This window comes from Rhodococcus sp. WS1 (assembly GCF_003797745.1).
GTDB classification, from domain to species: domain Bacteria; phylum Actinomycetota; class Actinomycetes; order Mycobacteriales; family Mycobacteriaceae; genus Rhodococcus_F; species Rhodococcus_F erythropolis.
Window position 1 is genome coordinate 904,912 of the sequence record NZ_RKLZ01000001.1, and the last position, 21,767, is coordinate 926,678.

General features: G+C 62.2%; 23 protein-coding genes. 13 read left to right on the forward strand and 10 right to left on the reverse strand.

Annotation, left to right across the window (positions count from 1 at the left end; genetic code table 11):
• Nucleotides 1-7: 7 nt before the first annotated feature.
• Nucleotides 8-1,798, reverse strand: a complete 1,791-nt coding sequence (gene ctaD / locus EEB12_RS04120; protein ID WP_020907234.1) for a cytochrome c oxidase subunit I — start codon at nucleotides 1,796-1,798, stop codon at nucleotides 8-10.
• A 349-nt stretch (nucleotides 1,799-2,147) separates the two neighbouring features.
• Between ctaD and EEB12_RS04125 the strand changes: the two genes are divergently transcribed.
• The 3 genes from EEB12_RS04125 (at nucleotide 2,148) to EEB12_RS04135 (ending at nucleotide 4,827) form a co-directional block, all read left to right on the forward strand.
• Nucleotides 2,148-3,143 (forward strand): ABC transporter substrate-binding protein, encoded by a 996-nt coding sequence (locus EEB12_RS04125; protein ID WP_141487432.1) that lies wholly within the window; start codon nucleotides 2,148-2,150, stop codon nucleotides 3,141-3,143.
• A gap of 49 nt (nucleotides 3,144-3,192) precedes the next feature.
• Nucleotides 3,193-4,287: an iron-siderophore ABC transporter substrate-binding protein gene (locus EEB12_RS04130; RefSeq protein WP_020907233.1), complete on the forward strand. Its 1,095-nt coding sequence runs from the start codon at nucleotides 3,193-3,195 to the stop codon at nucleotides 4,285-4,287.
• Nucleotides 4,288-4,353: 66 nt separating this feature from the next.
• Nucleotides 4,354-4,827, forward strand: coding sequence for an NUDIX hydrolase (locus EEB12_RS04135; protein ID WP_029255089.1), 474 nt, complete (start codon nucleotides 4,354-4,356; stop codon nucleotides 4,825-4,827).
• A 118-nt stretch (nucleotides 4,828-4,945) separates the two neighbouring features.
• Here the strand turns inward: EEB12_RS04135 and nrdF are convergent, their stop codons facing one another.
• The gene (gene nrdF / locus EEB12_RS04140; RefSeq protein WP_003944744.1) at nucleotides 4,946-5,911 is read right to left on the reverse strand and encodes a class 1b ribonucleoside-diphosphate reductase subunit beta; all 966 of its coding nucleotides are present in this window, start codon (nucleotides 5,909-5,911) and stop codon (nucleotides 4,946-4,948) included.
• A 170-nt stretch (nucleotides 5,912-6,081) separates the two neighbouring features.
• On the opposite strand from nrdF, the gene EEB12_RS04145 reads away from it, so the two are divergent.
• Together EEB12_RS04145 and EEB12_RS04150 are read left to right on the forward strand one after the other, a co-directional pair.
• Nucleotides 6,082-6,999, forward strand: a complete 918-nt coding sequence (locus tag EEB12_RS04145) for an SPFH domain-containing protein (protein WP_003944699.1) — start codon at nucleotides 6,082-6,084, stop codon at nucleotides 6,997-6,999.
• Nucleotides 7,000-7,011: 12 nt separating this feature from the next.
• Nucleotides 7,012-7,224 (forward strand): hypothetical protein, encoded by a 213-nt coding sequence (locus EEB12_RS04150; RefSeq protein WP_003944723.1) that lies wholly within the window; start codon nucleotides 7,012-7,014, stop codon nucleotides 7,222-7,224.
• A gap of 60 nt (nucleotides 7,225-7,284) precedes the next feature.
• On the opposite strand, the gene nrdE is transcribed toward EEB12_RS04150, so the two are convergent.
• The 3 genes from nrdE to nrdH form a co-directional block, all read right to left on the reverse strand.
• Nucleotides 7,285-9,468, reverse strand: a complete 2,184-nt coding sequence (nrdE, locus tag EEB12_RS04155) for a class 1b ribonucleoside-diphosphate reductase subunit alpha (RefSeq protein ID WP_029255087.1) — start codon at nucleotides 9,466-9,468, stop codon at nucleotides 7,285-7,287.
• Nucleotides 9,426-9,905, reverse strand: a complete 480-nt coding sequence (gene nrdI, locus EEB12_RS04160; RefSeq protein WP_019747887.1) for a class Ib ribonucleoside-diphosphate reductase assembly flavoprotein NrdI — start codon at nucleotides 9,903-9,905, stop codon at nucleotides 9,426-9,428. Before nrdI ends, nrdE begins: the two co-directional genes overlap by 43 nt.
• An 82-nt stretch (nucleotides 9,906-9,987) precedes the next feature.
• Nucleotides 9,988-10,218, reverse strand: a complete 231-nt coding sequence (gene nrdH / locus EEB12_RS04165) for a glutaredoxin-like protein NrdH (RefSeq protein ID WP_019747886.1) — start codon at nucleotides 10,216-10,218, stop codon at nucleotides 9,988-9,990.
• 291 nt (nucleotides 10,219-10,509) lie between these two features.
• On the opposite strand from nrdH, the gene EEB12_RS04170 reads away from it, so the two are divergent.
• The gene (locus tag EEB12_RS04170; RefSeq protein ID WP_141487433.1) at nucleotides 10,510-11,337 is read left to right on the forward strand and encodes a siderophore-interacting protein; all 828 of its coding nucleotides are present in this window, start codon (nucleotides 10,510-10,512) and stop codon (nucleotides 11,335-11,337) included.
• 72 nt (nucleotides 11,338-11,409) lie between these two features.
• On the opposite strand, the gene EEB12_RS04175 is transcribed toward EEB12_RS04170, so the two are convergent.
• Nucleotides 11,410-11,976 carry an NAD(P)H-dependent oxidoreductase gene (locus tag EEB12_RS04175; RefSeq protein WP_019747884.1) on the reverse strand — a complete coding sequence of 189 codons (567 nt, stop codon included), beginning with the start codon at nucleotides 11,974-11,976 and terminating at the stop codon, nucleotides 11,410-11,412.
• A 106-nt stretch (nucleotides 11,977-12,082) separates the two neighbouring features.
• On the opposite strand from EEB12_RS04175, the gene EEB12_RS04180 reads away from it, so the two are divergent.
• Complete coding sequence (locus EEB12_RS04180; RefSeq protein ID WP_019747883.1) at nucleotides 12,083-12,682, forward strand: TetR/AcrR family transcriptional regulator; 600 nt, start codon at nucleotides 12,083-12,085, stop codon at nucleotides 12,680-12,682.
• A gap of 35 nt (nucleotides 12,683-12,717) precedes the next feature.
• Nucleotides 12,718-13,497 (forward strand): META domain-containing protein, encoded by a 780-nt coding sequence (locus EEB12_RS04185; RefSeq protein ID WP_141487434.1) that lies wholly within the window; start codon nucleotides 12,718-12,720, stop codon nucleotides 13,495-13,497.
• Nucleotides 13,498-13,516: 19 nt separating this feature from the next.
• On the opposite strand, the gene EEB12_RS04190 is transcribed toward EEB12_RS04185, so the two are convergent.
• Entirely contained in the window at nucleotides 13,517-14,071 is a 555-nt protein-coding gene (locus tag EEB12_RS04190; RefSeq protein WP_019747881.1) for a nucleosidase, read from the reverse strand.
• Between the two features lie 68 nt (nucleotides 14,072-14,139).
• Between EEB12_RS04190 and nadE the strand changes: the two genes are divergently transcribed.
• Nucleotides 14,140-14,964 (forward strand): ammonia-dependent NAD(+) synthetase, encoded by an 825-nt coding sequence (gene nadE, locus EEB12_RS04195; protein ID WP_019747880.1) that lies wholly within the window; start codon nucleotides 14,140-14,142, stop codon nucleotides 14,962-14,964.
• A 13-nt stretch (nucleotides 14,965-14,977) separates the two neighbouring features.
• Here nadE and EEB12_RS04200 read toward each other — a convergent pair whose 3' ends face one another.
• From EEB12_RS04200 to moaA, 3 genes are all read right to left on the reverse strand, one after another.
• Nucleotides 14,978-15,733, reverse strand: coding sequence for a hypothetical protein (locus EEB12_RS04200; protein WP_141487435.1), 756 nt, complete (start codon nucleotides 15,731-15,733; stop codon nucleotides 14,978-14,980).
• Nucleotides 15,734-16,047: 314 nt separating this feature from the next.
• Complete coding sequence (locus EEB12_RS04205; protein ID WP_003944706.1) at nucleotides 16,048-16,305, reverse strand: MoaD/ThiS family protein; 258 nt, start codon at nucleotides 16,303-16,305, stop codon at nucleotides 16,048-16,050.
• Nucleotides 16,298-17,356, reverse strand: coding sequence for a GTP 3',8-cyclase MoaA (moaA, locus tag EEB12_RS04210; RefSeq protein WP_141487436.1), 1,059 nt, complete (start codon nucleotides 17,354-17,356; stop codon nucleotides 16,298-16,300). The genes EEB12_RS04205 and moaA overlap by 8 nt, the downstream gene beginning before the upstream one ends.
• A 111-nt stretch (nucleotides 17,357-17,467) precedes the next feature.
• Between moaA and glp the strand changes: the two genes are divergently transcribed.
• The 4 genes from glp to EEB12_RS04230 all read left to right on the forward strand — a co-directional run bounded on the left by glp (nucleotide 17,468) and on the right by EEB12_RS04230 (nucleotide 21,759).
• Nucleotides 17,468-18,670 carry a gephyrin-like molybdotransferase Glp gene (gene glp, locus EEB12_RS04215; protein ID WP_070796203.1) on the forward strand — a complete coding sequence of 401 codons (1,203 nt, stop codon included), beginning with the start codon at nucleotides 17,468-17,470 and terminating at the stop codon, nucleotides 18,668-18,670.
• A gap of 28 nt (nucleotides 18,671-18,698) precedes the next feature.
• Entirely contained in the window at nucleotides 18,699-19,685 is a 987-nt protein-coding gene (gene moaCB, locus EEB12_RS04220) for a bifunctional molybdenum cofactor biosynthesis protein MoaC/MoaB (RefSeq protein WP_141487437.1), read from the forward strand.
• Complete coding sequence (locus EEB12_RS04225) at nucleotides 19,678-20,091, forward strand: molybdenum cofactor biosynthesis protein MoaE (protein ID WP_007731311.1); 414 nt, start codon at nucleotides 19,678-19,680, stop codon at nucleotides 20,089-20,091. Before moaCB ends, EEB12_RS04225 begins: the two co-directional genes overlap by 8 nt.
• A 228-nt stretch (nucleotides 20,092-20,319) precedes the next feature.
• Entirely contained in the window at nucleotides 20,320-21,759 is a 1,440-nt protein-coding gene (locus EEB12_RS04230; protein WP_019747875.1) for a DEAD/DEAH box helicase, read from the forward strand.
• Nucleotides 21,760-21,767: the final 8 nt, after the last annotated feature.

Genomic DNA, 21,767 nt, shown 5'->3' on the forward strand with positions numbered 1-21,767 from the left:
ACTTCGCTCAGGAGCGGCTGTCGGTGCCGGGGTCGCCTTCGTCCCCGACTGTGAGCGGCTCGTGACGAGCATCTTCGAGCACGGTGCTGGCGTTCTTCCCACCGTGACCGGGGCCGACGTGCGCTTCTGCGCGCATTCGCTCCACCATGTGCGGGTAGTGCAGCTCGAAGGCCGGACGCTCGCTGCGGATGCGCGGCAACTCGGTGAAGTTGTGACGCGGCGGCGGGCAGGTTGTCGCCCACTCGAGCGAGTTTCCGTAGCCCCACGGATCGTCGACGGTGACCACTTCGCCGTAGCGGTAACTCTTGAAGACGTTCCAGATGAACGGGAGCGTCGAGGCACCGAGTACGAACGCGAAGATCGTGGACACCGAGTTCAGAACCGTGAACCCGTCCGAGGGCAGGTAGTCGGCGTAACGACGCGGCATACCTTCGGCACCGAGCCAGTGCTGGACGAGGAACGTGCCGTGGAAGCCGACGAACGTGGTCCAGAAGTGCCACTTGCCGAGGCGCTCGTCCATCATGCGGCCGGTCATCTTCGGGAACCAGAAGTAGATACCGGCGTACGTGGCGAACACGACCGTACCGAAGACCACGTAGTGGAAGTGGGCGACGACGAAGTAGCTGTCCGTGACGTGGAAGTCGAGCGGCGGGCTCGCGAGGATGACGCCCGACAGACCACCGAAGAGGAAGGTGATCAGGAAGCCGATCGAGAACAGCATCGGCGATTCGAAGGTCAACTGCCCCTTCCACATCGTGCCGATCCAGTTGAAGATCTTCACACCTGTCGGCACGGCGATCAGGAACGTCATGAACGAGAAGTAGGGCAGGAGAACAGCGCCGGTCGCGTACATGTGGTGAGCCCACACTGCGATCGACAGAGCGGCGATGGCCAACGTTGCGTACACCAGGCCGCTGTAGCCGAAGATCGGCTTACGGCTGAAGACCGGGAAGATCTCCGAGACGATGCCGAAGAACGGCAGCGCGATGATGTACACCTCGGGGTGACCGAAGAACCAGAACAGGTGCTGCCACAGCAGCACACCGCCCGTTGCCGGGTCGAAGATGTGTCCACCGAGATGGCGGTCGACGAACAGGCCCATGAATGCAGCGGTCAGCAGCGGGAACGCCAGCAGGATCAGGATGCTGGTGATGAAGATGTTCCAGGTGAAGATCGGCATGCGGAACATGGTCATACCGGGTGCGCGCAGGCAAATCACGGTGGTGACCATGTTGACGCCACCGAGGATGGTGCCGAGACCGGCGACAGCCAGACCCAAGACCCACAGGTCGGCGCCGACGCCGGGGCTGTGCAGCGCGCTGGTCAGCGGCGTGTATGCCGTCCAACCGAAGTCTGCTGCGCCACCGGGCGTGACGAATCCGGCCGTCGTGATGATCGCGCCAAACAGGTACAGCCAGTAGCTGAACGCGTTCAGACGCGGGAACGCGACGTCGGGTGCACCGATCTGGAGCGGAAGAATGTAGTTCGCGAAGCCGAAGACGATCGGGGTCGCGTACAGCAGCAGCATGATCGTGCCGTGCATGGTGAACAGCTGGTTGAACTGTTCGTTGGAAAGGAACTGCATGCCGGGTACAGCAAGTTCGGCACGCATCATCAGTGCCATGAGGCCACCGATGAGGAAGAAGGCGATGGAAGTCGCCAAGTACATGATTCCGAGCACCTTGGGATCGGTGGTCGTGATCATCTTGAAAATGAATGAGCCCTTGGGTCCCTGCCGCGGCGGGTAAGGCCTGGCCGGCGCTATCGTGGGGACTGGCTGGGGCGCTACGGCAGTCACTGATCCTCCTGAATGTGCCTTTGGTCGCTCCGCAGACTCCGTCAAAGAGCCCTTGGTTGCGCCCGCAGGGTCCGTCGCCCGGGCTGCGGACAACGGCTTCTGGCTTGCGCTCATCGAATCGTAGACCGTGACTCCGAGGCACCGCGACCCGGTCCTACTCTGCGTCGTACTCGAGCATCCGTTTTTGGGGGCACCAAACGAACGACCTGCGGTTTATGTTCCCTCGGGAGTCCGAACCCACATCCGAATCGGCGTGTCGTACCCGTCGAAGAATTCGGCCGGTGTCCGTTTTCGGCCATCTCCTCCACTGATAAGGTCACCCTCGCCTAACTCACCTCAGGAGTATTCAGTGAAATTCTTTCCCCGCCGCGCCGCGCTGGTAGCCGTCGCAGCCTCGATCGCCTTGGTCGTTCCAGCCTGCTCGAGTAACGACGAGCCCGCTGCAACCACCACCTCGACCGAGTCGGGCGCATTCCCCCGCACGATCGAACACTTCCGTGGAAGCACCGAAATCCCGGCAGCACCCCAGCGGATCGTCGCGCTCGACAACAGCTTCACCGACGCCGTCCTTCTCCTCGAATCCCCGCTCGTCGGCTACGTCGACTACCGCGAGCCCGGTCTGCCCGACTACCTCGGATCCTCCCGGGAGGAATTCGCCGCGGACGCCGTCTCGGTCGGCACGGTCAGCAGTGCAAGCCTCGAGAAGATCGCCGCACTGCAGCCGGACCTCATCATCTCCGCCGAGGTCCGCGACGGGAAGAACTACGAACAACTGTCCGCAATCGCACCCACCGTCTTCACTCAGACGACCGGCCCGACGTGGAAGGACAACATCCGCCTGGTCGGTCAAGCGCTGGGCAAGGAGTCACTGGCCGAGGCGAAGATCACCGAGTACGAAACCCGCGCAGCCACCGTCGGCAAGGAAATCAACGAGAAGGCGAACAACCCGGTCATCTCGGTAGTCCGATTCGCCGGTGAACCGACGGCACGCCTCTACCGCACCACCTCGTTCAGCGGCATCGTCCTTCAGGACGCCGGATTGAAGCGCCCGGACAACCAGGGACCTGACCCCGCCGATGCCGGAAACATCATGATGAAGATCAGCCCCGAGCTGATCAACGAAGCCGACGCGGACATCATCTTCATCAGCACCTGGCAAGACGCCGAGGGCAAGAGCGCCGAAGCTGCGAAGCCGTTCCTCGAGAGCCCTCTGTGGCAGACCCTTCGAGGACGCAAGGTCGACGTGGACGATTCACGTTGGATGTCGCCGGTCAGCATCCAGGGCGCCCACATGATCCTCGACGACCTCTCGGACACGTTCGAGGTGGACAAGCAGAACAGCTGAGTCGAACAGCTAACCTGAACGGCGCCCGCTCACACAGGAAGCCGTCGACTTGTCTGTTCTCTCACGCACGTCTGTTCTCTCACGCACGACCGCCCGCACGTCCATTCGTCGTGTCTCGATCCTGGGGATCGCCGCCACGATGCTCGTCCTCGGTGGTTGCTCGTCCGACTCGTCGGACGATCCCGCGAGCACCATCGTCCGGACCACTACGTCGATCGCCGGTGCCGGCGTGATGGGTATCGAACGCGACACCGCCACCGCGTGCCCGACGCCGACGCAAGCCGACCCGGGAGCGGGCCCCGGGGTGAAGCGTCGAGTCGTACACACTGCGGGTGAAACCGAGGTTCCTTCCGATCCCCAACGGATCGTGGTCCTCGACAGCGTCTCGATGGACGCCGTGTGCGCCCTCGGTCTGTGGGAGCGGGTAGTGGGCGCCGCGACCGGTGTCGACTCGCCTCAACCGTCGTACCTCGGTTTCGGCATCTCGGAGATTCCGAGCGTCGGCCCCGTGAGCGCACCCGACGTCAACGCCGTGAAGGCCGCCGCGCCGGACTTGATCCTCGGGTCCAGTCCGGCGTCCGACGGTTTGTACGGGCAACTCGACGCCATCGCCCCCACCGTGTTCGCCGGCGCGGATCCCGTGTACTGGAAAGCGCAGTTCGCCCTCGCCGGCCAGGCACTTGGCCGTTCGTCCGCGGCTGCGACGGAGCTTGACCGCTACCAGCAGGACGTCGTGCAACTCGGCGACGCATTGAATGCATCACAGACGCAGGCATCAGTGGTTCGGTTCGGTTCGAAGGACCTGCAGATCGAGGGTCCCGCATCCTTCGCCGGACAGATCCTCAGCGACGTCGGCGTCCGGCGCCCACCGGCGCAGCGATTGACCGATGCGACCACAGCACCGATTCCGGCCGACGATCTCAGCGCCGCCGAAGGTGACTTGATCTACGTACTCTTCGACGGGCCGAACGGCCGTACCTACGGCACCGAGATCATGAAGAGCGACCAGTGGCAGGACCTCGCCGCCGCCACCGACCGGCGTGTGTTCGTCGCTGAAGACGAAATCTGGAACGGAAACGGGATGACTGCCGCCCGTGCCGTATTGGCGGACTTGAAGGGAACCTTGAACGGATATGCGAGCTGACTGGAACGAACCGCTACTCCCACATTCGAGGCGGCTCGCCACAACTGTGACGGTCGGGTTCTGATCATGCCGATCCCGGAATTCATTGTCGCTTTGCGCGAGAAGGTCGGTCATGCGCCGCTCTGGCTGTCCGGCGTGAGCGTCGTGATCCGCGACGACGACGGCCGGGTCCTGCTCACCCGCCGCGCCGACAACGGTCAGTGGGCCGTCGTGTCCGGCGTTCTCGAGCCCGGAGAGGAACCGTCGGCGGCGGCGGTGCGGGAGGCGAAGGAAGAAACCGGCGTCGACGCCGAATTGATTCGGATCACGAGTGTCGATGTCACAGAACCCATTACGTACCCCAATGGTGACGTGACCCAGTACCTCGACGTCTGCTTCCTGGCCAGGTGGACCGGCGGAGATGCACACGTGGCGGACGACGAAAACCTCGAGGTCGCGTGGTTCGCGCCGAGCGGATTGCCTTCGGACATGACGGAAACCTCGCGTCTGCGCCTCGCAAAAGCATTGCTGGACAAGCCGGAAGCGTGGTTTCTGCGCTGACCCACTCCCCCATCGACGACCGAAGCCCGATTCCCGCGTGTGCAGGAGTCGGGCTTCGGTATATAGGTCGCTCTAGAAATCCCGAGCGGGTCGCTCTAGAAATCCCGAGCGGGTCGCTCTAGAAATCCCAGTCGTCGTCTTCGGTGTTGACTGCCTTGCCGATGACATAAGAGCTTCCCGAGCCGGAGAAGAAGTCGTGATTCTCGTCCGCATTCGGTGAAAGTGCCGACAGGATAGCCGGATTGACGTCCGTCTCGTCCTTCGGGAAGAGGCCTTCGTAGCCGAGATTGTTGAGCGCCTTGTTGGCGTTGTAGCGCAGGAACTTCTTGACATCCTCGGTCAGGCCGACGCCGTCGTAGAGGTCCTGCGTGTAGTCGACCTCGTTCTCGTAGAGCTCGAAGAGCAGCTCGAACGTATAGTTCTTGAGCTCTTCACGCTCGGCCTCGGTGAGCTGTTCGAGACCCTTCTGGTACTTGTAGCCGATGTAGTACCCGTGCACGGCCTCGTCGCGGATGATGAGGCGGATGAGGTCTGCGGTGTTGGTGAGCTTGGCTCGCGAGGACCAGTACATCGGCAGGTAGAAGCCGGAGTAGAAGAGGAAGCTCTCGAGGAGCGTCGATGCGACCTTGCGCTTGAGCGGCGACTCGCCGTTGTAGTAGTCGAGAACGATCTGCGCCTTGCGCTGCAGGTTGGGGTTCTCCTCCGACCAGCGGAACGCGTCGTCGATGTCCGGGGTGGAGCACAGCGTCGAGAAGATCGAGCTGTAACTCTTCGCGTGCACCGATTCCATGAAGGCGATGTTGGTGTACACCGCTTCTTCGTGGGGAGTGATCGCGTCCGGGATGAGGCTGACGGCGCCGACCGTTCCCTGGATGGTGTCGAGCAGCGTCAGGCCCGTGAAGACGCGCATGGTGAGCTGCTGCTCCTGCGCGGTCAGCGTTCCCCAGGACGGGATGTCGTTGGAGACCGGCACCTTTTCGGGCAGCCAGAAGTTGCTGACGAGGCGATCCCATACCTCGGCGTCCTTCTCGTCCTGGACGCGATTCCAGTTGATGGCGGAAACGCGACTGACCAGCTTGACCATAATTCCTACCTAGCGAGAGAGATACTGCCGAATGTTGGCTTGCCTGAACACTACCCGTTGTGTCGGGTCCGCGATGCCAACACAACAACATGTGTCGCACGCGCCCCTCCACGAGTACAAAAAATGTGATATCAATTAAATATCACTTACCGATGGAAAGCGAGTCCCGCATGACCAGCACACCCACCGTGGCCGAGAAACCGACCGGAGTCGCCACCACAACGATCGCCGAACGCCCAGGCTGGGACCTGTCCGGCAGCTGGATGCTCCTCGGCGGCGTACTTCTCTTCCTGGCCGGAATCGCACTGTCCGTCGTTGGCGGAGTTCTGGGACTCTTCGCCCTGATTCCGGTCGGTGTGGTGCTGTTCATCGCGTCACTCCCCCTGCTGATGGGCCTGACCTTGGTGCAACCGAATCAAGCCCGAGTCCTTCAACTCCTGGGAAGCTCGTACAGCGGCACCCTGCGCACGCCGGGCCTGCGATGGACAAATCCGCTGACGGTCCGTCGATCGATCTCGACGCGCATCCGAAACCACGAGACCGGTCAGGCGAAAGTGAACGACGCCGACGGAAATCCCATCGAGATCTCGGCGGTGGTCGTCTGGCAAGTTGCCGACACAGCGCTCGCGTCGTTCCAGGTGGACGACTACGAGGAGTTCGTCTCGGTGCAGACCGAGGCGGCCGTCCGCCATATCGCCGGCAGCTACCCGTACGACGCCGAAGGTCGAGTCTCGTTGCGCGAGAACGCCGATATCATCACCACCACCTTGTCGGAGGAGGTTCACGCCCGCGTGCGTGCGGCGGGTGTCGAAGTTATCGAGACACGCATCAACAGGCTCTCGTATGCACCCGAGATCGCCAGCGCAATGCTTCGGCGCCAGCAAGCGGGTGCAGTGATCGCCGCCCGCAAGCAAATCGTCGAAGGTGCGGTGTCCATGGTCGACATGGCACTCAAGCAACTCGAGGAAAAGCACGTCGTCGAACTCGACGAGGAACGCAAGGCCACGATGATCAGTAACCTTCTGGTCGTGCTGTGCGGCGACCGCGACGCACAACCGGTGCTGAACACCGGTTCGCTCTACCAGTAAAGGAAAGGCCACATGGCCACGGATCCAGCTCCGAGATCGGAGCGTAAGAAGATCCTGCTTCGGTTGGACCCAGCGGTGCACGACGCGCTTGCCCGCTGGGCCGCCGACGATCTCCGAAGTACCAACGCCCAGATCGAGTTTCTCCTTCGGCGCGCACTCACCGAGCACGGTCGAATGCCGAAGAATGCCGGCAAGATGCACGGTCCAGGCCGTCCGCCGGCTTGACACCCCTGTGCGCCTTTTCGGTAGTAACCACTACCGAAAAGGCGCACGGGGCGGAGCCCTTTACAGCATGCAGGAAACGCAGCCCTCGACCTCGGTGCCTTCGAGTGCCATCTGACGCAGACGGATGTAGTACAGCGTCTTGATGCCCTTACGCCACGCGTAGATCTGCGCCTTGTTGATGTCGCGTGTGGTGGCGGTGTCCTTGAAGAACAGCGTCAGCGACAGGCCCTGGTCGACGTGTTGCGTTGCGGCAGCATAGGTGTCGACGATCTTCTCGTACCCGATTTCGTAGGCATCCTGGTAGTACTCCAGGTTGTCGTTGGTCAGGTAGGGCGCCGGGTAGTAGACGCGACCGATCTTGCCTTCCTTGCGGATCTCGATCTTCGACGCCACCGGGTGGATGGAGCTGGTGGAGTAGTTGATGTACGAGATCGAGCCGGTCGGCGGGACGGCCTGAAGGTTCTGGTTGTAGATACCGTGCTTCTGAACCGAAGCCTTCAGCTCACGCCAGTCGTCCTGGGTGGGGATGTGCAGCTTCGCATCGGCGAAGAGTCCGCGAACCTTGTCGGTTGCAGGCTCCCAGACCTGGTCGGTGTACTTGTCGAAGAATTCACCCGAGGCGTACTTCGACTCCGGGAAACCCTTGAAGTACGAGCCGCGCTCGATGGCGATCTTGTTCGACGCACGCAGTGCGTGGAACAGCACGGTGTAGAAGTAGATGTTCGTGAAGTCGATGCCTTCTTCGCTGCCGTAGAAGATCCGCTCACGAGCGAGGTATCCGTGCAGGTTCATCTGACCGAGGCCGATGGCGTGAGAGTCGTTGTTGCCCTGCTCGATCGACGGCACCGAGTAGATGTGTGTCTGGTCGGACACTGCCGTCAATCCGCGGATCGACACTTCGATGGTCTTCGCGAAGTCGGGCGAGTCCATGGTCTTCGCGATGTTCAGCGAACCCAGGTTGCAGGAGATGTCCTTGCCGACCTTCGAGTAGGACAGGTCGTCGTTGAACAGCGAAGGCGTCGAAACCTGCAGGATCTCCGAGCACAGGTTCGAGTGAGTGATCTTGCCTTCGATCGGGTTTGCCCGGTTCACCGTGTCCTCGAACATGATGTAGGGGTAGCCCGATTCGAACTGCAATTCGGCGACGGTCTGGAAGAACTCGCGAGCCTTGATCTTGGACTTGCGAATTCGCTTGTCGTCGACCATCTCGTAGTACTTCTCGGAGACGTTGATGTCGGAGAACGGAACTCCGTAGATGCGCTCGACGTCGTACGGCGAGAACAGGTACATGTCCTCGTTCTTCTTCGCCAGTTCGAAAGTGATGTCCGGGATCACGACGCCGAGAGAGAGCGTCTTGATGCGGATCTTCTCGTCGGCGTTCTCACGCTTGGTGTCGAGGAAGCGGTAGATGTCGGGGTGGTGCGCATGCAGGTACACGGCGCCGGCGCCCTGACGCGCACCCAACTGGTTGGCGTAGGAGAACGAGTCCTCGAGAAGCTTCATGATCGGGATGACACCCGAACTCTGGTTCTCGATCTTCTTGATCGGTGCGCCGTGCTCACGAACATTGGTGAGCAGCAAGGCAACTCCGCCACCACGCTTGGACAGCTGCAGTGCCGAGTTGATGGAGCGACCGATGGACTCCATGTTGTCTTCGATACGAAGCAGGAAGCAGGACACGGGCTCACCGCGCTGCTTCTTGCCCGAGTTCAGGAACGTCGGGGTGGCGGGCTGGAAGCGTCCGGCGATGATCTCGTCGACGAGTTCGACGGCCAGGTCTTCGTTGCCTGCGGCCAGGGTGAGCGCAACCATGCAGACACGATCTTCGAAACGCTCGAGGTAGCGCTTACCGTCGAAGGTCTTGAGCGTGTACGAGGTGTAGTACTTGAATGCACCCAGGAACGTCGGGAAGCGGAACTTCTTGGCGTACGCGTGATCGATCAGGAACTTCACGAAAGTACGTGAGTACTGATCGAGAACCTCGGGCTCGTAATAGTTTTCCTCGACGAGGTAGTCCAGCTTCTCGTCGAGGTTGTGGAAGAACACGGTGTTCTGGTTGACGTGCTGCAAGAAGTACTGACGGGCTGCAGCGACATCCATCTCGAACTGGATCTCACCGTTGGCGCCGTACAGGTTGAGCATGGCATTGAGTGCGTGGTAGTCGAGACCGTTGGTGGAATCGCCGCCGCGTGCATCACGCTCTACGCTTCCTGCCGCGATCGTGTCAGTGATGGTTGGCGCCACTGCCCGTGCTCCTTCTCTGTTTCGAGATGATTCCAGAACTCCCCCAAGCCTTCTCGTACTCGGTCGACATCCTCGGCAGTGCCCATGAGTTCGAACCGGTACAGAAAAGGAACGTGGCATTTCTGGGAAATGATGTTTCCTGCATAGCAAAAGGACTCACCGAAATTGGTGTTTCCCGCCGCGATCACTGCTCTGATCAACGACCTGTTGTGTGGATTGTTCAAAAAACGAATGACCGGCTTCGGCACATAACTGGTGTCGCGCCCTGTCACGGTGACCCCGCCACCATAGGTGGGCAGAATCAGCACATAGGGCTCGTTTACACGAAATGAGCCGTCACGGTCATGGATAGGTATACGTGTCGCAGGCAGGCCGAGACGTTGAACGAATCGGTGGGTGTTCTCCGACACGCTGGAAAAATAGACCAGCGAAGTCATCGGTTGTCACCATTTTCTTGTACGGTGCCCGGAACTACTCAGATGTGTCGGCGGAGGTGTCCACCGCCGACACTGCGGCGCTTCAAGCAGCGACGGTCAGGGTCTTGATGCGATCGGGACGGAAACCCGACCAGTGATCTTCACCGGCAACCACGATGGGCGCCTGGAGGTACCCGAGAGCCATGACGTAGTCGCGGGCTTCGGCATCCTCGGTGATGTCGATGATGTTGTATTCGAGACCGGCCTTGTCGAGGGCGCGGTAGGTGGCATTGCACTGAACGCAAGCGGGCTTGGTGTAGACGGTGATGCTCATGAGAGTCCCTCTTTCGCTTAGCCAACAAAGGCCGATGTAGTGATGTTCAGCACCGATTCGACCGATTGCCGGAGTCTCGCTCGAGGCGTTCCGCGTTGTGGTCTCTCAGTGCTCAAGACACTACACCTAGTGGCCGACAGAAACACATAACGCGAGATGTTGTGAGTCACATCGTTGAAATTCCCAGGTAGCCCCAGTTCAGCGCACACATCTTCCGGCGCGTCGGCGTGTCGCCCGTCACATTTCGGTCGCAGGTCCGACAGCATCTGAAAACCACTACTCGGACCTACCATGAGCGTCGTGGAAACACCCCCGAAGGACGAGGCTCCGCGCCACCAGGCAACCGTGACGAGAACGCAGCAGGTGACACCTAAGATGCGCAGAATCACCTTCGGCGGTGCGGGCCTGAGCGACTTCGAGACGAGCGGGAGCCCCGACGAACGGGTGCTCGTCAGATTCCCCCTCGACCCCCCTCACGCCCGTAGTTACACGGTCCGGCACTGGCAGCCCTCGAAGAACGAACTGGAGATCGACTTCGTTCTCCACGGCCACGGCGGAGCTGCGCTCTGGGCCGAGAATGCGCAACCGGGCGAGACCGTACATCTTTCGACTGCGAGCGGGTGGTTCAAGCCGCCGGCAGAGTGCGACTGGCTGCTACTCGTCGCCGATCACGCCGCACTGCCTGCGATCGGGCGGATCTTGGAAGAAGCACCCGACGATCTACCGATCCACGTCATTGCACAGGTGCCCGCGCCGAGCGAACAGCAGACGTTCACGACGCGCGCCGACGCTCACTACCGATGGATCGACGAAGCAGACTCACTGCTCGCCGAATTGGCCGCCATTCCCCTGCCTCCCGGCGAGGGCTACATCTGGTGCGCAGTCGAGGCCGCGACCGCCAGACGCATCCGCGCCCATCTGCGTCGAACATGGGAAATCCCGGCACCCCGCATGCACGTGATGGGTTACTGGCGGGAGGACAAGGAGAACTGGGAGCGTCGGTACGCCGTCGTCGCCGACCGTATCGATGCCGCGATGGGCGAAGCGATGATGGCCGGCAAGGATTTCGAGTCGGTTCGCGACGCCGTCGACGACGCGATGGAACGCGAAGGGCTCTAGCGCACATACGGGCGCGAATCGCATACGAGTGAGGGCCATACCTTCCGGCATGGCCCTCGCTCGTGAAACGGATTACGCGTTGACGAGCTGCTTGCTGGCGTCGACGAGGTCGGAGACGACCTTGGAGACCTGAGCGAGCACCTCTGCGTTCTCACGCGGGTGCAGCTCACCGAACAGTGCGCCGGTTCCACCGATGCTCAGTGCGGTGTCCTCGACGACCTTGCCGCCGGCGATGCGGACTGCCTTGGTGGTGTCTTCGTGTGCCCACTTGGCGCCGTTGCCGCTGGGCGAAGCGCTGATGACTGCGACAGCCTTGTCCTTGACTGCACCGACACCGTACGGACGCGAGATCCAGTCGATGGCGTTCTTCAGAACCGCGGGGATGGTGCCGTTGTATTCGGGGGTGACGAGCAGGAACGCGTCAGCGTCGCTCGCAGCGGCGCGCAGTGCGTCGACAGCGGGAATGGAAGCACCCTCGACGTCGATGTCTTCGTTGTAGAAGGGGACGTCGGCGAGGCCTTCGAAGACCGTCAGCGTTGCACCCTCGGGTGCGGCGGACACAGCCGTCTCGGCAAGCTGGCGATTGACGGATCCGGCGCGCAGGCTGCCGACGAGAACGAGAACATTGGTCTGTGACATAACGAGATTCCTTCGAGAGTGGTGCGGTTGGTGGCTCCGGTTGAAAGTTATATCAACTAAACGGACCGCGGTCCACTTACATTCCCCGGCCCTGTAACCTGATCCCGTGAGCGCAATCCCCCTCCCCCAGATCGGCGCCGTACCCGTCGAGCGCGGTGACGCAGCACGTAACCGCGTACTTCTGCTCGACGCCGCAGCCCTCCTCGTCGCCGAGCGAGGTGTCGACGCGGTCACGATGGATGCCGTCGCGTGCCGGGCCGGTGTGGGCAAGGGCACAGTTTTTCGGCGCTTCGGCAATCGATCGGGACTGATGCAGGCACTGCTCGATCACACCGAGCGAGAACTGCAGCAGGCATTCATGTTCGGCCCCCCACCGTTGGGTCCTGGCGCGCCGCCGATCGAGCGCCTCATCGCGTTCGGACGAGCCCGGATCGCCATGGTGGAAGTACAGGGCGAAGTCCTCCGAGCGGCGGAAAACGCTCCTGAATACCGCTTCGGCGGTCCGGCACGAGCACTCGGCATCGCTCACGTCATCGGACTTCTTCGAGGAGCCGGCGTCGAGGGCGACCTCGATCTGCTCGCTTCAGCACTGTTGGCACCGCTCGAAGCGTCGCTTGTCCTTCATCAGGTGCGCGATCTCGGGATGACCACCGAGCGCCTGGCCGCCGGCTGGGAAGACCTTGCCCGGCGCGTTACTCGATGTTGACTCCCCAGATCCGTCCCACCACTTAATGTGAGCCCATGCGCATCGCAGCTGCCGTCATCGGCCTCCTGACCATCGCCGCGGTAAGCGGTTGCTCCGCTTCGTCCGACTCCCCCGAGGACAAGACGGACCCCTCCGGCCGCGTCTTCATCTCGACCTCCGTCGACGGAACACAAATTCCCGGCGGTGGCCCGCTGACTCTCGATTTCAGCCAAGCGGGTCGAGTGTCCGCGAGCGCCGGATGCAACACGGCAAACGGCTCGGTCGAGTTCACCGAAGGCAAGCTGACCACCGGCACCATGGCGTCGACCATGATGGGCTGCCCTCCCGGCATCGCCGAATCCGACGCCTGGACAACAACATTGCTGACCTCCGCGCCGACGTGGAGCCTCGACGGCGACACCCTCACCCTGACATCGGACGACGCCACAGTGACTCTGCAGGACAAGAAGATCGTCACGCCGGATCGACCTCTGCAGGGCACGACGTGGACCGTCACGTCACTCATCAGTCCCGATGCGATCAGTACGAGCCTGGCTCTGGAGACGTCAGCTCCCGAACTCACGATTGCCGCAGACGGTTCGGTCAGCGGAACCACCGGATGCAATCGCATGACCGGAAGCGCCCAGGTATCCGACACCACAGTCACGTTCACGCCGATGGCAACCACGCGAATGGCCTGCCCCGAGGAGAACATGGACATCGAGCGTCAGATCCTGGCTGTACTCGACGGTGAAGTGAGCTACACCGTCGACGCCGACACGCTGACCCTGCGCAAGCCCGACAACACCGGATTGATACTGACTGCGCAGGCTTGACCAGACGCTGCAGGCTCGATCAGACGTTGTCGAGCAGCCAGCGCCCCAATTCGCGGGCGCTGGCATCGATCATCGCGGGCCAGTCCAAGGCCGAGTCGTCCGCGTGATCGCTGACATGTTTGACGAGGCGGCAGGTAGCACCCGCAGCCTGCGCGGCGAATGCGATGGCAAACCCCTCCATGTCGACCAGATCGGCTCGCTGAGCGAGAGCGTCCCGGGTCGCAGTGTCGGCGATAAATGCGTCGCCGGTCGCCAACACCGAGTCGTCACCGCCGGCGAGTACTAATCGGTCCGCGACGTCGTGCCCCAGCGCTCGGATCGCGGTGCTGCTGATGTCGTGATTGATGACGACCCCGGGAACATAGAGGCCACCGTGGTGCGCGTGCAGCGCACCGGCGGTCCCGATGTTGACGACCAGCGGCAGATTCTCCCGCTCGTACCGCGCGAGAGCAGAGGCGACTGCTGTTGCAGCACTGACCTTTCCAATCCCCGTGATCAGCAGTTCGTATCCTTGCGGCACGTATGCCGCTTCCGACTTCGTCGCACTGACCACCAGAACGTTGTTCGCACTCATGTGCGCGACCGTACCGCCCCGGATACGGTGGCACTGCACGCGCCTGCTCACATCGCTAGAGTCCATTCATGGCCACACTGCGTGAAAGCATCATCGAAGAACTCGGCACAAAGCCGACAATCGACGCCGCAGCGGAGGTTCGCGCGCGAGTCCAGTTCCTGAAGGACTACGTGCGCTCGACCCCCGCCAAAGGGTTCGTTCTGGGAATCAGCGGCGGTCAGGACAGCACGCTCGCCGGAGCCCTCGCCCAACGCGCGGTCGCTGAACTTCGTGAAGAAGGCCACGAGGCCGAGTTCGTCGCCGTTCGACTCCCCTATGGCGCGCAGGCCGACGAATCCGATGCTCAGATCGCACTCGGCTTCATCAAGCCGGACCGCTCTCTCACGGTCAACGTCAAGCCTGGCGCCGACGCCACAGCCCGTGAGGCCTCCGAGGCGTTGGGGAACGGCGAACTACGCGACTTCGTCCGTGGCAACATCAAGGCGCGCGAACGAATGGTCATTCAGTATGCGATTGCCGGTCAGCTCGGCTACTTGGTAATCGGTACCGACCACGCCGCAGAAGCGATTACCGGCTTCTTCACGAAATTCGGTGACGGCGGCGTCGACATCACGCCGCTCACCGGCCTGAGCAAACGTCAGGGCGCTGCGCTACTGCAGGAATTGGGCGCACCCGAGAGCACGTGGCGCAAGGTGCCGACCGCCGACCTCGAGGACGACCGACCCGCGCTGCCCGACGAAGTTGCCCTCGGCGTCACGTACTCACAGATAGACGACTACCTCGAAGGAAAGGACGTTTCCTCCGAGGTAGCCGAAAAGCTCGAGAAGATGTTCGCCAACACTCGTCACAAGCGCACGGTGCCGGTCACACCCCTGGATGACTGGTGGAAGTAACTCTTACCAGCGACTAGCTACCGAACAGGCTGCCGAAGACCTCGCCCAGCGAACCCGTTCCCGAAGCCGGATCCTTCTTCGCGAAGTTGGTGGTGCATCCGTTGAACTGCACCGCATCGACCAGCGTCGAGGTGGCAGCGGAACCGGTCCCGACACTGACGCCGTAATGATCGACTACCGCATTCGGGTTCGCGGCGACGATGTCTGCCAAAGGCACTGACACGCGGTCCTTGGCGCCGTCGATGTTCTGAGTGCTCCACCACACGCCCTTCTGGAGATCCGCGTGAACGCCGCCGTCGGCCGTCGGCGTCGCGTCCGGTCCCGGGACCCACACCAGGGTGGTGAATCCGTTATCGAACTTTCCGCCGGTGGTTCCGGTAAGGCGGAGCTGGAACGCCGCAGTCGGCGTGGCGGCGCGCTCGGCAAAGCCGATCGCCTTGCTGACTGCGTCGGACAGCTTGATACCGCCGGCCGAATGGTAGGAAACCGAACGATCGCCGGTGCCGTCGACGGCGAGCTTCAGTGAACCGTCCTTGTCGAGAACGTTGTCGGCCGAGTACGACGCGGTCTGATCCTTCTCGTCGGTGAACGGGATGCCCCACCCGTTCGGCGTCGCTTCGGTGGACAGGGTCGAGCACGAGGCTTCCGGCGCAGAAGAGCCGAGAGAACCGGTGGACGGAAGCGCAGTAGCAATTGCCGGAGCGGTGAGTGCAGCTGCCCCGAGGAGCGCTACGACGACTCCGACACGGCGCGTGGAATTAATCGACATTGAAATACCTTTCACATATCCCGAGTGGAATTGCGCCAAAATTAACACATGTCGACAATTACCAACAGCGAAGGCATTTCTTTTGTCATCCAAACAGATGACAATTCACCTGGGCAATTAGAAGTGCATTTACTCCCCCAAAAGTAGGAGAAACTAAACAAAACGACCAATGCTGGACAATTGACCAACAATGGAGAAAACGGAGATAGATGCCACTTGAGCTGGAGTGATCAAGATATAAACATTTGGACCGGGAAACCGAAAAAGGACAATACGACGGCAGCCCACAAATAGCTACGCCGGCAATTCTCGGACTAGCCTCCAGCGAAAGGCGGAAGAATATCGACAGCGCTACCGGAGGCTCGAGAGACGTCGCGGGTCAACTCGTCACCGACGAGGAAAGCCGAGACCGACAGCACTCGCTCCATCTCCGGTCCGTATCGCCCGACCAAGACCGCCACCAACTCGGCAAGTGTGTTGTCGGGCGAAATGGCGACTACCTCACTACGGCAACCGGATACATCCGCTGCAGCAGCAAAGTAACGAACCGAGATCGAATGCGGATCAGCCACCGATCGCTCCCATACTTCTTTCGGGCGGAACGAAGTCCGCGGCGTCGATGCCGTGCCCTGCCCATTTGTTCCACATCGCACCGCGCCACAAATCCGCAAGTTCGTCGTCACTTGCTCCCGATCTGAGCGCCGCGCGCAGATCAACTTCACGGTCACTGAACAAACATGACCGAATTGTTCCCTCTGCTGTCATTCGCGTCCGATCGCAATCACTGCAGAACGAGCGCGTCACCGAAGCGATGATCCCCACCGTCATTTCAGTTCCGTTGACACGCCATTCTTCAGCAGGAGCCGACGGGTCTTCGCGACCGATTGCGGCCAATTCGAAACGGTCACTCAATACCGACAGCAATTCAGCCGCAGTCACCATGTTCTCGCGCGCCCAAGCATGGTCTGCATCGAGAGGCATCTGTTCGATGAACCGCAATTCGACTCCGGCGTCGAGGCACCACTGTAAAAGGTCCGCCGCGCCGTGGAGCGTTTCGCGCATGAGAACGGCATTTACCTTGAGCGGCGCAAGGCCAGCCACCGCGGCCGCTCGGATTCCCGCGAGAACCGAAGGCAACCTGTCTCGCCGCGTCAATTCCGCGAAGTGCGCGCGATCAACCGAATCCAGGGAAACATTGACGCGGGTCAAACCAGCTGCAGCCAGCTTTGCGGCACGATGTTCGAGCCCAACGGCGTTGGTGGTCATGGCAAGTGGAATTCCTGGCACGCGCGCGGCGCACCCAGCGATGATCTTTTCGAGGTCACTACGCATCAGCGGTTCGCCGCCGGTGAACCTCACCTCGCGAATACCGACTCGTTCGACACCGATTCCGACTACTCGAACGATCTCGTCGGCACTCAGAAGGTCTTCCGCAGCGATGGCCGGCAAGCCTTCCTCCGGCATGCAATACGTGCAACGAAGTGAACACTTCTCGGTGATCGAGACTCGCAGATCTCTGGCAACACGCCCGAACCTGTCGACCAGGAGATCCGTCTCGGGACGACCGGCGAGGGAGGCAGCGTCAAACCGCACGGTGGGAATTCCCATCGAGACCACTGTCATCACTTCACCAACTTCCGTATTGCTCCAGTATGACCGAAAGCCGTACTCCGTGTGTCGGACGGACCACACCGCCTAGGATCAAAACATGTCGAGGTTGTCGAGGTTACTGTCATGAGCGCGCGTTCGGTCGAGGAACACGCTGCGCACATCTCCGGATTGCTCACCGGCCTGCACACCCTCTCTCCGTCGGCGGTTCCGACGGCAGAAGCGTTGGGGCGCATAACTTGCTCGGATATCGCATCGCCGGTGGACCTGCCCCTCTTCCGCAACTCACAGATGGACGGATATGCGGTCGATGCTGCTTCTGTGGCCTCGGTTCCGACCACACTGACGGTTCGAGGCGTGATCGCCGCTGGAAGCGGAAAACCACCGAAACACCTTCCAGGATCGGCATTTCGCATCATGACCGGTGCGCCGCTCCCCGAGGGTGCCGACGCCGTCGTTCCCGTCGAGGACACAACGGGCGTCACCGAACACGTGGTCACCATCGAACGGGGCAGGTCTGTAGGCGAATTCGTTCGCGAACGTGGCAGTGACATCACTGCCGGAATGCTACTGGTCACGGCCGGAACACACTTGGAACCTCGCCATATCGCCGCGCTGAGCGCTGTGGGCCTGGCCTCGCTCGACACGTACACGAAGCCACGAGTCGCGATAATTACGACGGGTGCCGAACTGAAAAGTGCCGGAACAACTCTCGAACCCGGCGAGATCTACGATTCCAACGGACCAGCTTTGGCAACATTGGCCGAAGCCAACGGCGCCGATGTCGTATCCGTCGCCCGAAGCAGCGACGACCCGGCCGAGTTCCGCGAATTACTCTCGTACGCAACCTCGGTCGCCGATCTGGTTTTCACCTCCGGTGGGGTGTCCATGGGCGATTTCGAGGTGGTGAAGGAAACTCTCACCCCTCTGGGTGCACACTTCGGCCACGTCGCAATGCAACCTGGTGGCCCGCAAGGCACTGCAGTCGTGAACGAAGTGCCGGTCCTGAGTTTCCCGGGCAACCCGGTCAGCACGATGGTCTCGTTCGAGGTCTTCGCCCGCGGCGAACTGCGCCGGGCCGCGGGTCTGCCCGAGATCCCGCGCGAACGGCTGCCACTTACTGCACCGCTGCGTTCGGTGGATGGCAAGCGCCAGTTCCTGCGCGCGCGTAGAACTGCGGACGGTATCGAACTCGTGGCCGGACCCGGCTCGCACCTCGTTGCAGCAATGGCGTGGGCCGACGTCCTGATCGACGTCCCCGCTGCCGTGACCGAACTCGGCGCGGGCGATCTCGTCGACGTCGTCCCGCTCTCGACTTCCTCGATTTGATTCACTCGATCTGATTCAAAGGACACTCATGACCGAATTGACACACGTCGACAGCGAAGGCCGAGCGCGCATGGTCGACGTCAGCGCCAAGGCCGAGACGACGCGCATCGCCGTCGCTGCCGGTGAACTCGTCACGACCGCCGAGGTAGTTCGCCTCGTCCGCGCCGACGGCATGCCCAAGGCCGATGTCCTCACCACCGCGCGCATTGCCGGAATCGCCGGTGCAAAAAAGACGTCCGAGCTGATCCCGTTGTGTCATCAGCTCGCGCTTTCGTCGGTCAAGGTGAAATTCGGGTTCACCGAAACCTCGATCACCGTCGAAGCGACGGCAAAGACTCGCGGACAGACCGGCGTCGAGATGGAAGCACTCACCGCCGTCGCGGTAGCCGGCCTGACCTTGCACGACATGGTCAAAGCCGTCGATCCCGGAGCCACCATGAACGGTGTTCGCCTGCTCACCAAAGACGGTGGTAAACACGGACATTGGACCCGCGACACTCAGAACTCACAGACATCTCCAGCGCACGCCTTCACCTCGCCACGGTCCGCAACCGTCCTCGTCGCTTCCACCGGCGGTGCCAACGGAACCAGACCCGACACCACCGGACCGACGATCGCAGCCTGGCTACGCGAGCGGGACTTCGAGGTGCGTGGACCGCTTGTGTACGCCGACGCAGACATCGCGGCGGGCATCGCTGACGCCAAGGAGGGCTCCCCGTCGCTTGTCATCAGCACCGGCGGCACCGGCGCTTCCCCCACGGATGCAACCCCGGAAGCTACCCGGGCAGTCTTGACCCGTGAGTTGCCCGGGGTCGCAGAAGCGATCCGAACCAAGGGCCTCGAGAAGACCCCGCACGCGTCACTGAGCCGTGGTGTGGCAGGTCTCACAGGTACGACGGTCATCGTCAATCTTCCGGGTTCTCCCGGTGGAGTGAAGGACGGTCTCGCCGTCCTCGAACCCATCATCGATCACCTGCTCGCGCAGGTCGCAGGCGGAGGAGCACACGATGAGTGAGCTACTGGCTCGGATCTCCGAGCAACCGATTCACGCAGACACCGTCGACGCCGCCGTTGCCGGTCCGAAGAACGGCGCTGTTGTGGTGTTCACGGGAACGGTGCGCAATCACGATGGAGGTCAAGCAGTTTCAGCGTTGGAGTACCAAGCGCATCCGGATGCCGAACGCTTCCTCCAGACGTGCTGCCAAGAGGTTGCAGCCTCGACCGGCCTGCCGGTTGCCGCGATCCATCGCGTCGGTCACCTCGAGATCGGTGACCTCGCACTGGTCGCCGCCGTCGCCGCCCCGCATCGAGCGGAGGCGTTCGCCGCGTGCGCCGAACTGGTGGAGCGCATCAAGCACGAGGTACCGATCTGGAAGCGGCAACACTTCGCAAACGGCGTCTCCGAATGGGTCGGGTTGTAGGTCGAACGCTCCGAGAAGGTAGAGTTGCGATCACTAGGTGCCTGAAATCGGGCATCCAGCGTCGTAGAACGCAAATTTTCTTGCTGAGTGCTCAATGCACCCGCTCTTCTTACGGCGAAGAAGCCTGCCGACCGGCAGCGCCGCCACCACTGTGCTTGATTGTTCGACCGGTTAATTCCCGTGTCGGCATCCGGGCACGAACACGTGCCCGAAAGGCTCTGAATACACTTGTCTGACATCTCTACGCCCGCTACCACCTTCGCAGCCCTCGGTGTGCGCGCACCGCTGGTGAAAGCTCTCGAAGACGGCGGAATCACTTCTCCGTTCCCGATCCAGATCGACACCCTCCCCGACACTCTTTCGGGGCGCGACGTACTGGGCCGCGGAAAGACCGGAAGCGGCAAGACCCTCGCGTTCTCCATCCCCATGGTCTCCCGCCTCGCCGGCGAACTGTCCGGGGGCAAGCGTCGTCCGGGTCGACCGCTCGGCCTGGTGCTCGCACCGACGCGTGAGCTCGCCACCCAGATCACCGCAACCCTCGAACCGTTGGCCGCCGCATACGACTTGCGCGTGACCACCATCTTCGGTGGCGTCTCGCAGCACCGCCAGGTTCAGGCTCTCAAGGCCGGAGTCGACATCGTCGTCGCCTGCCCCGGTCGCCTCGAAGACCTCATGAAGCAGAAATTCGTCAGCCTCGACGCCGTCGAGATCACCGTGCTCGACGAGGCCGACCACATGGCCGACCTCGGCTTCCTGCCCGTCGTCACCCGCATCCTCTCGTCCACCCCGCAGGACGGGCAGCGCCTTCTGTTCTCTGCAACGCTGGACAACGGCGTCGACAAGCTCGTCAAGCGTTTCCTCAAGAACGAGGTCATGCATTCGGTCGACGAGGCCAACTCCCCCGTCGCAGCGATGACGCACCACGTGTTCGACGTCGACGGCGTCGAAGCCAAGAAGGCTCTGGTCGAGAAGCTCGCTTCCGGTACCGGTCGTCGCATCCTGTTCATGCGCACCAAGCACCAGGCACGCAAGTTGGCTCGCCAGCTCACCGAGTCGGGCATCCCGTCAGTGGACCTGCACGGCAACCTCTCTCAGGCCGCTCGCGACCGTAACCTGGCGGCATTCTCCGCCGGTGAAGCGCGCGTCCTCGTCGCCACCGACGTCGCAGCGCGCGGCGTCCACGTCGACGACGTCGAGTTGGTCGTCCATGTCGATCCGCCGGCCGAGCACAAGGCGTACCTGCACCGCAGTGGTCGCACCGCTCGCGCAGGCAGCGCCGGCGACGTGGTCACCGTGGTTCTGCCCGAGCAGCGTAAGGATCTCGCGATCCTCATGCGTAAGGCAGCCATCAAGGTGACCCCGGTTCGTTCGACTGCCAACTCCGAGCACGTCGTCAAGTTGGTCGGCGACATCGCACCGCACGTCACGCCGGCTCCGAAGGCTCCGGCCCAGCCGAACGGTGGACGCGGACAGCGTCCCGCCGGCCAGGGTGGACGCGGCGGCGCAGCACGTTCGGGTCAGGCTCGCTCCGGACAGGGCGGTCAGTCACGCGGTGCTCGCACCGGCGGAGTTGCCCGTCAGGAACATGCAGGCGGCGGCGCTCGCCGTCCCCGCACCGGCGGCGGCGCTCGCACCGCAGGCTCCACCGGGGGCCGTCCCGCGCGCTAGGCCACCCG

Excerpts from the sequence above, each read along its gene's own strand:
- glp (WP_070796203.1), top strand. The coding sequence starts at position 17,468 with ATGAGCGCGCGTTCGGTCGAGGAACACGCTGCGCACATCTCCGGATTG.
- EEB12_RS04150 (WP_003944723.1), top strand. The coding sequence starts at position 7,012 with ATGGCCACGGATCCAGCTCCGAGATCGGAGCGTAAGAAGATCCTGCTT.
- nrdF (WP_003944744.1), bottom strand. The coding sequence starts at position 5,911 with ATGGTCAAGCTGGTCAGTCGCGTTTCCGCCATCAACTGGAATCGCGTC.
- moaA (WP_141487436.1), bottom strand. The coding sequence starts at position 17,356 with ATGACAGTGGTCTCGATGGGAATTCCCACCGTGCGGTTTGACGCTGCC.
- EEB12_RS04200 (WP_141487435.1), bottom strand. The coding sequence starts at position 15,733 with ATGTCGATTAATTCCACGCGCCGTGTCGGAGTCGTCGTAGCGCTCCTC.
- EEB12_RS04145 (WP_003944699.1), top strand. The coding sequence starts at position 6,082 with ATGACCAGCACACCCACCGTGGCCGAGAAACCGACCGGAGTCGCCACC.
- EEB12_RS04135 (WP_029255089.1), top strand. The coding sequence starts at position 4,354 with ATGCCGATCCCGGAATTCATTGTCGCTTTGCGCGAGAAGGTCGGTCAT.
- EEB12_RS04170 (WP_141487433.1), top strand. The coding sequence starts at position 10,510 with ATGAGCGTCGTGGAAACACCCCCGAAGGACGAGGCTCCGCGCCACCAG.
- nadE (WP_019747880.1), top strand. The coding sequence starts at position 14,140 with ATGGCCACACTGCGTGAAAGCATCATCGAAGAACTCGGCACAAAGCCG.
- nrdH (WP_019747886.1), bottom strand. The coding sequence starts at position 10,218 with ATGAGCATCACCGTCTACACCAAGCCCGCTTGCGTTCAGTGCAATGCC.
- nrdI (WP_019747887.1), bottom strand. The coding sequence starts at position 9,905 with ATGACTTCGCTGGTCTATTTTTCCAGCGTGTCGGAGAACACCCACCGA.
- EEB12_RS04225 (WP_007731311.1), top strand. The coding sequence starts at position 19,678 with ATGAGTGAGCTACTGGCTCGGATCTCCGAGCAACCGATTCACGCAGAC.
- moaCB (WP_141487437.1), top strand. The coding sequence starts at position 18,699 with ATGACCGAATTGACACACGTCGACAGCGAAGGCCGAGCGCGCATGGTC.
- EEB12_RS04185 (WP_141487434.1), top strand. The coding sequence starts at position 12,718 with ATGCGCATCGCAGCTGCCGTCATCGGCCTCCTGACCATCGCCGCGGTA.
- EEB12_RS04190 (WP_019747881.1), bottom strand. The coding sequence starts at position 14,071 with ATGAGTGCGAACAACGTTCTGGTGGTCAGTGCGACGAAGTCGGAAGCG.
- EEB12_RS04175 (WP_019747884.1), bottom strand. The coding sequence starts at position 11,976 with ATGTCACAGACCAATGTTCTCGTTCTCGTCGGCAGCCTGCGCGCCGGA.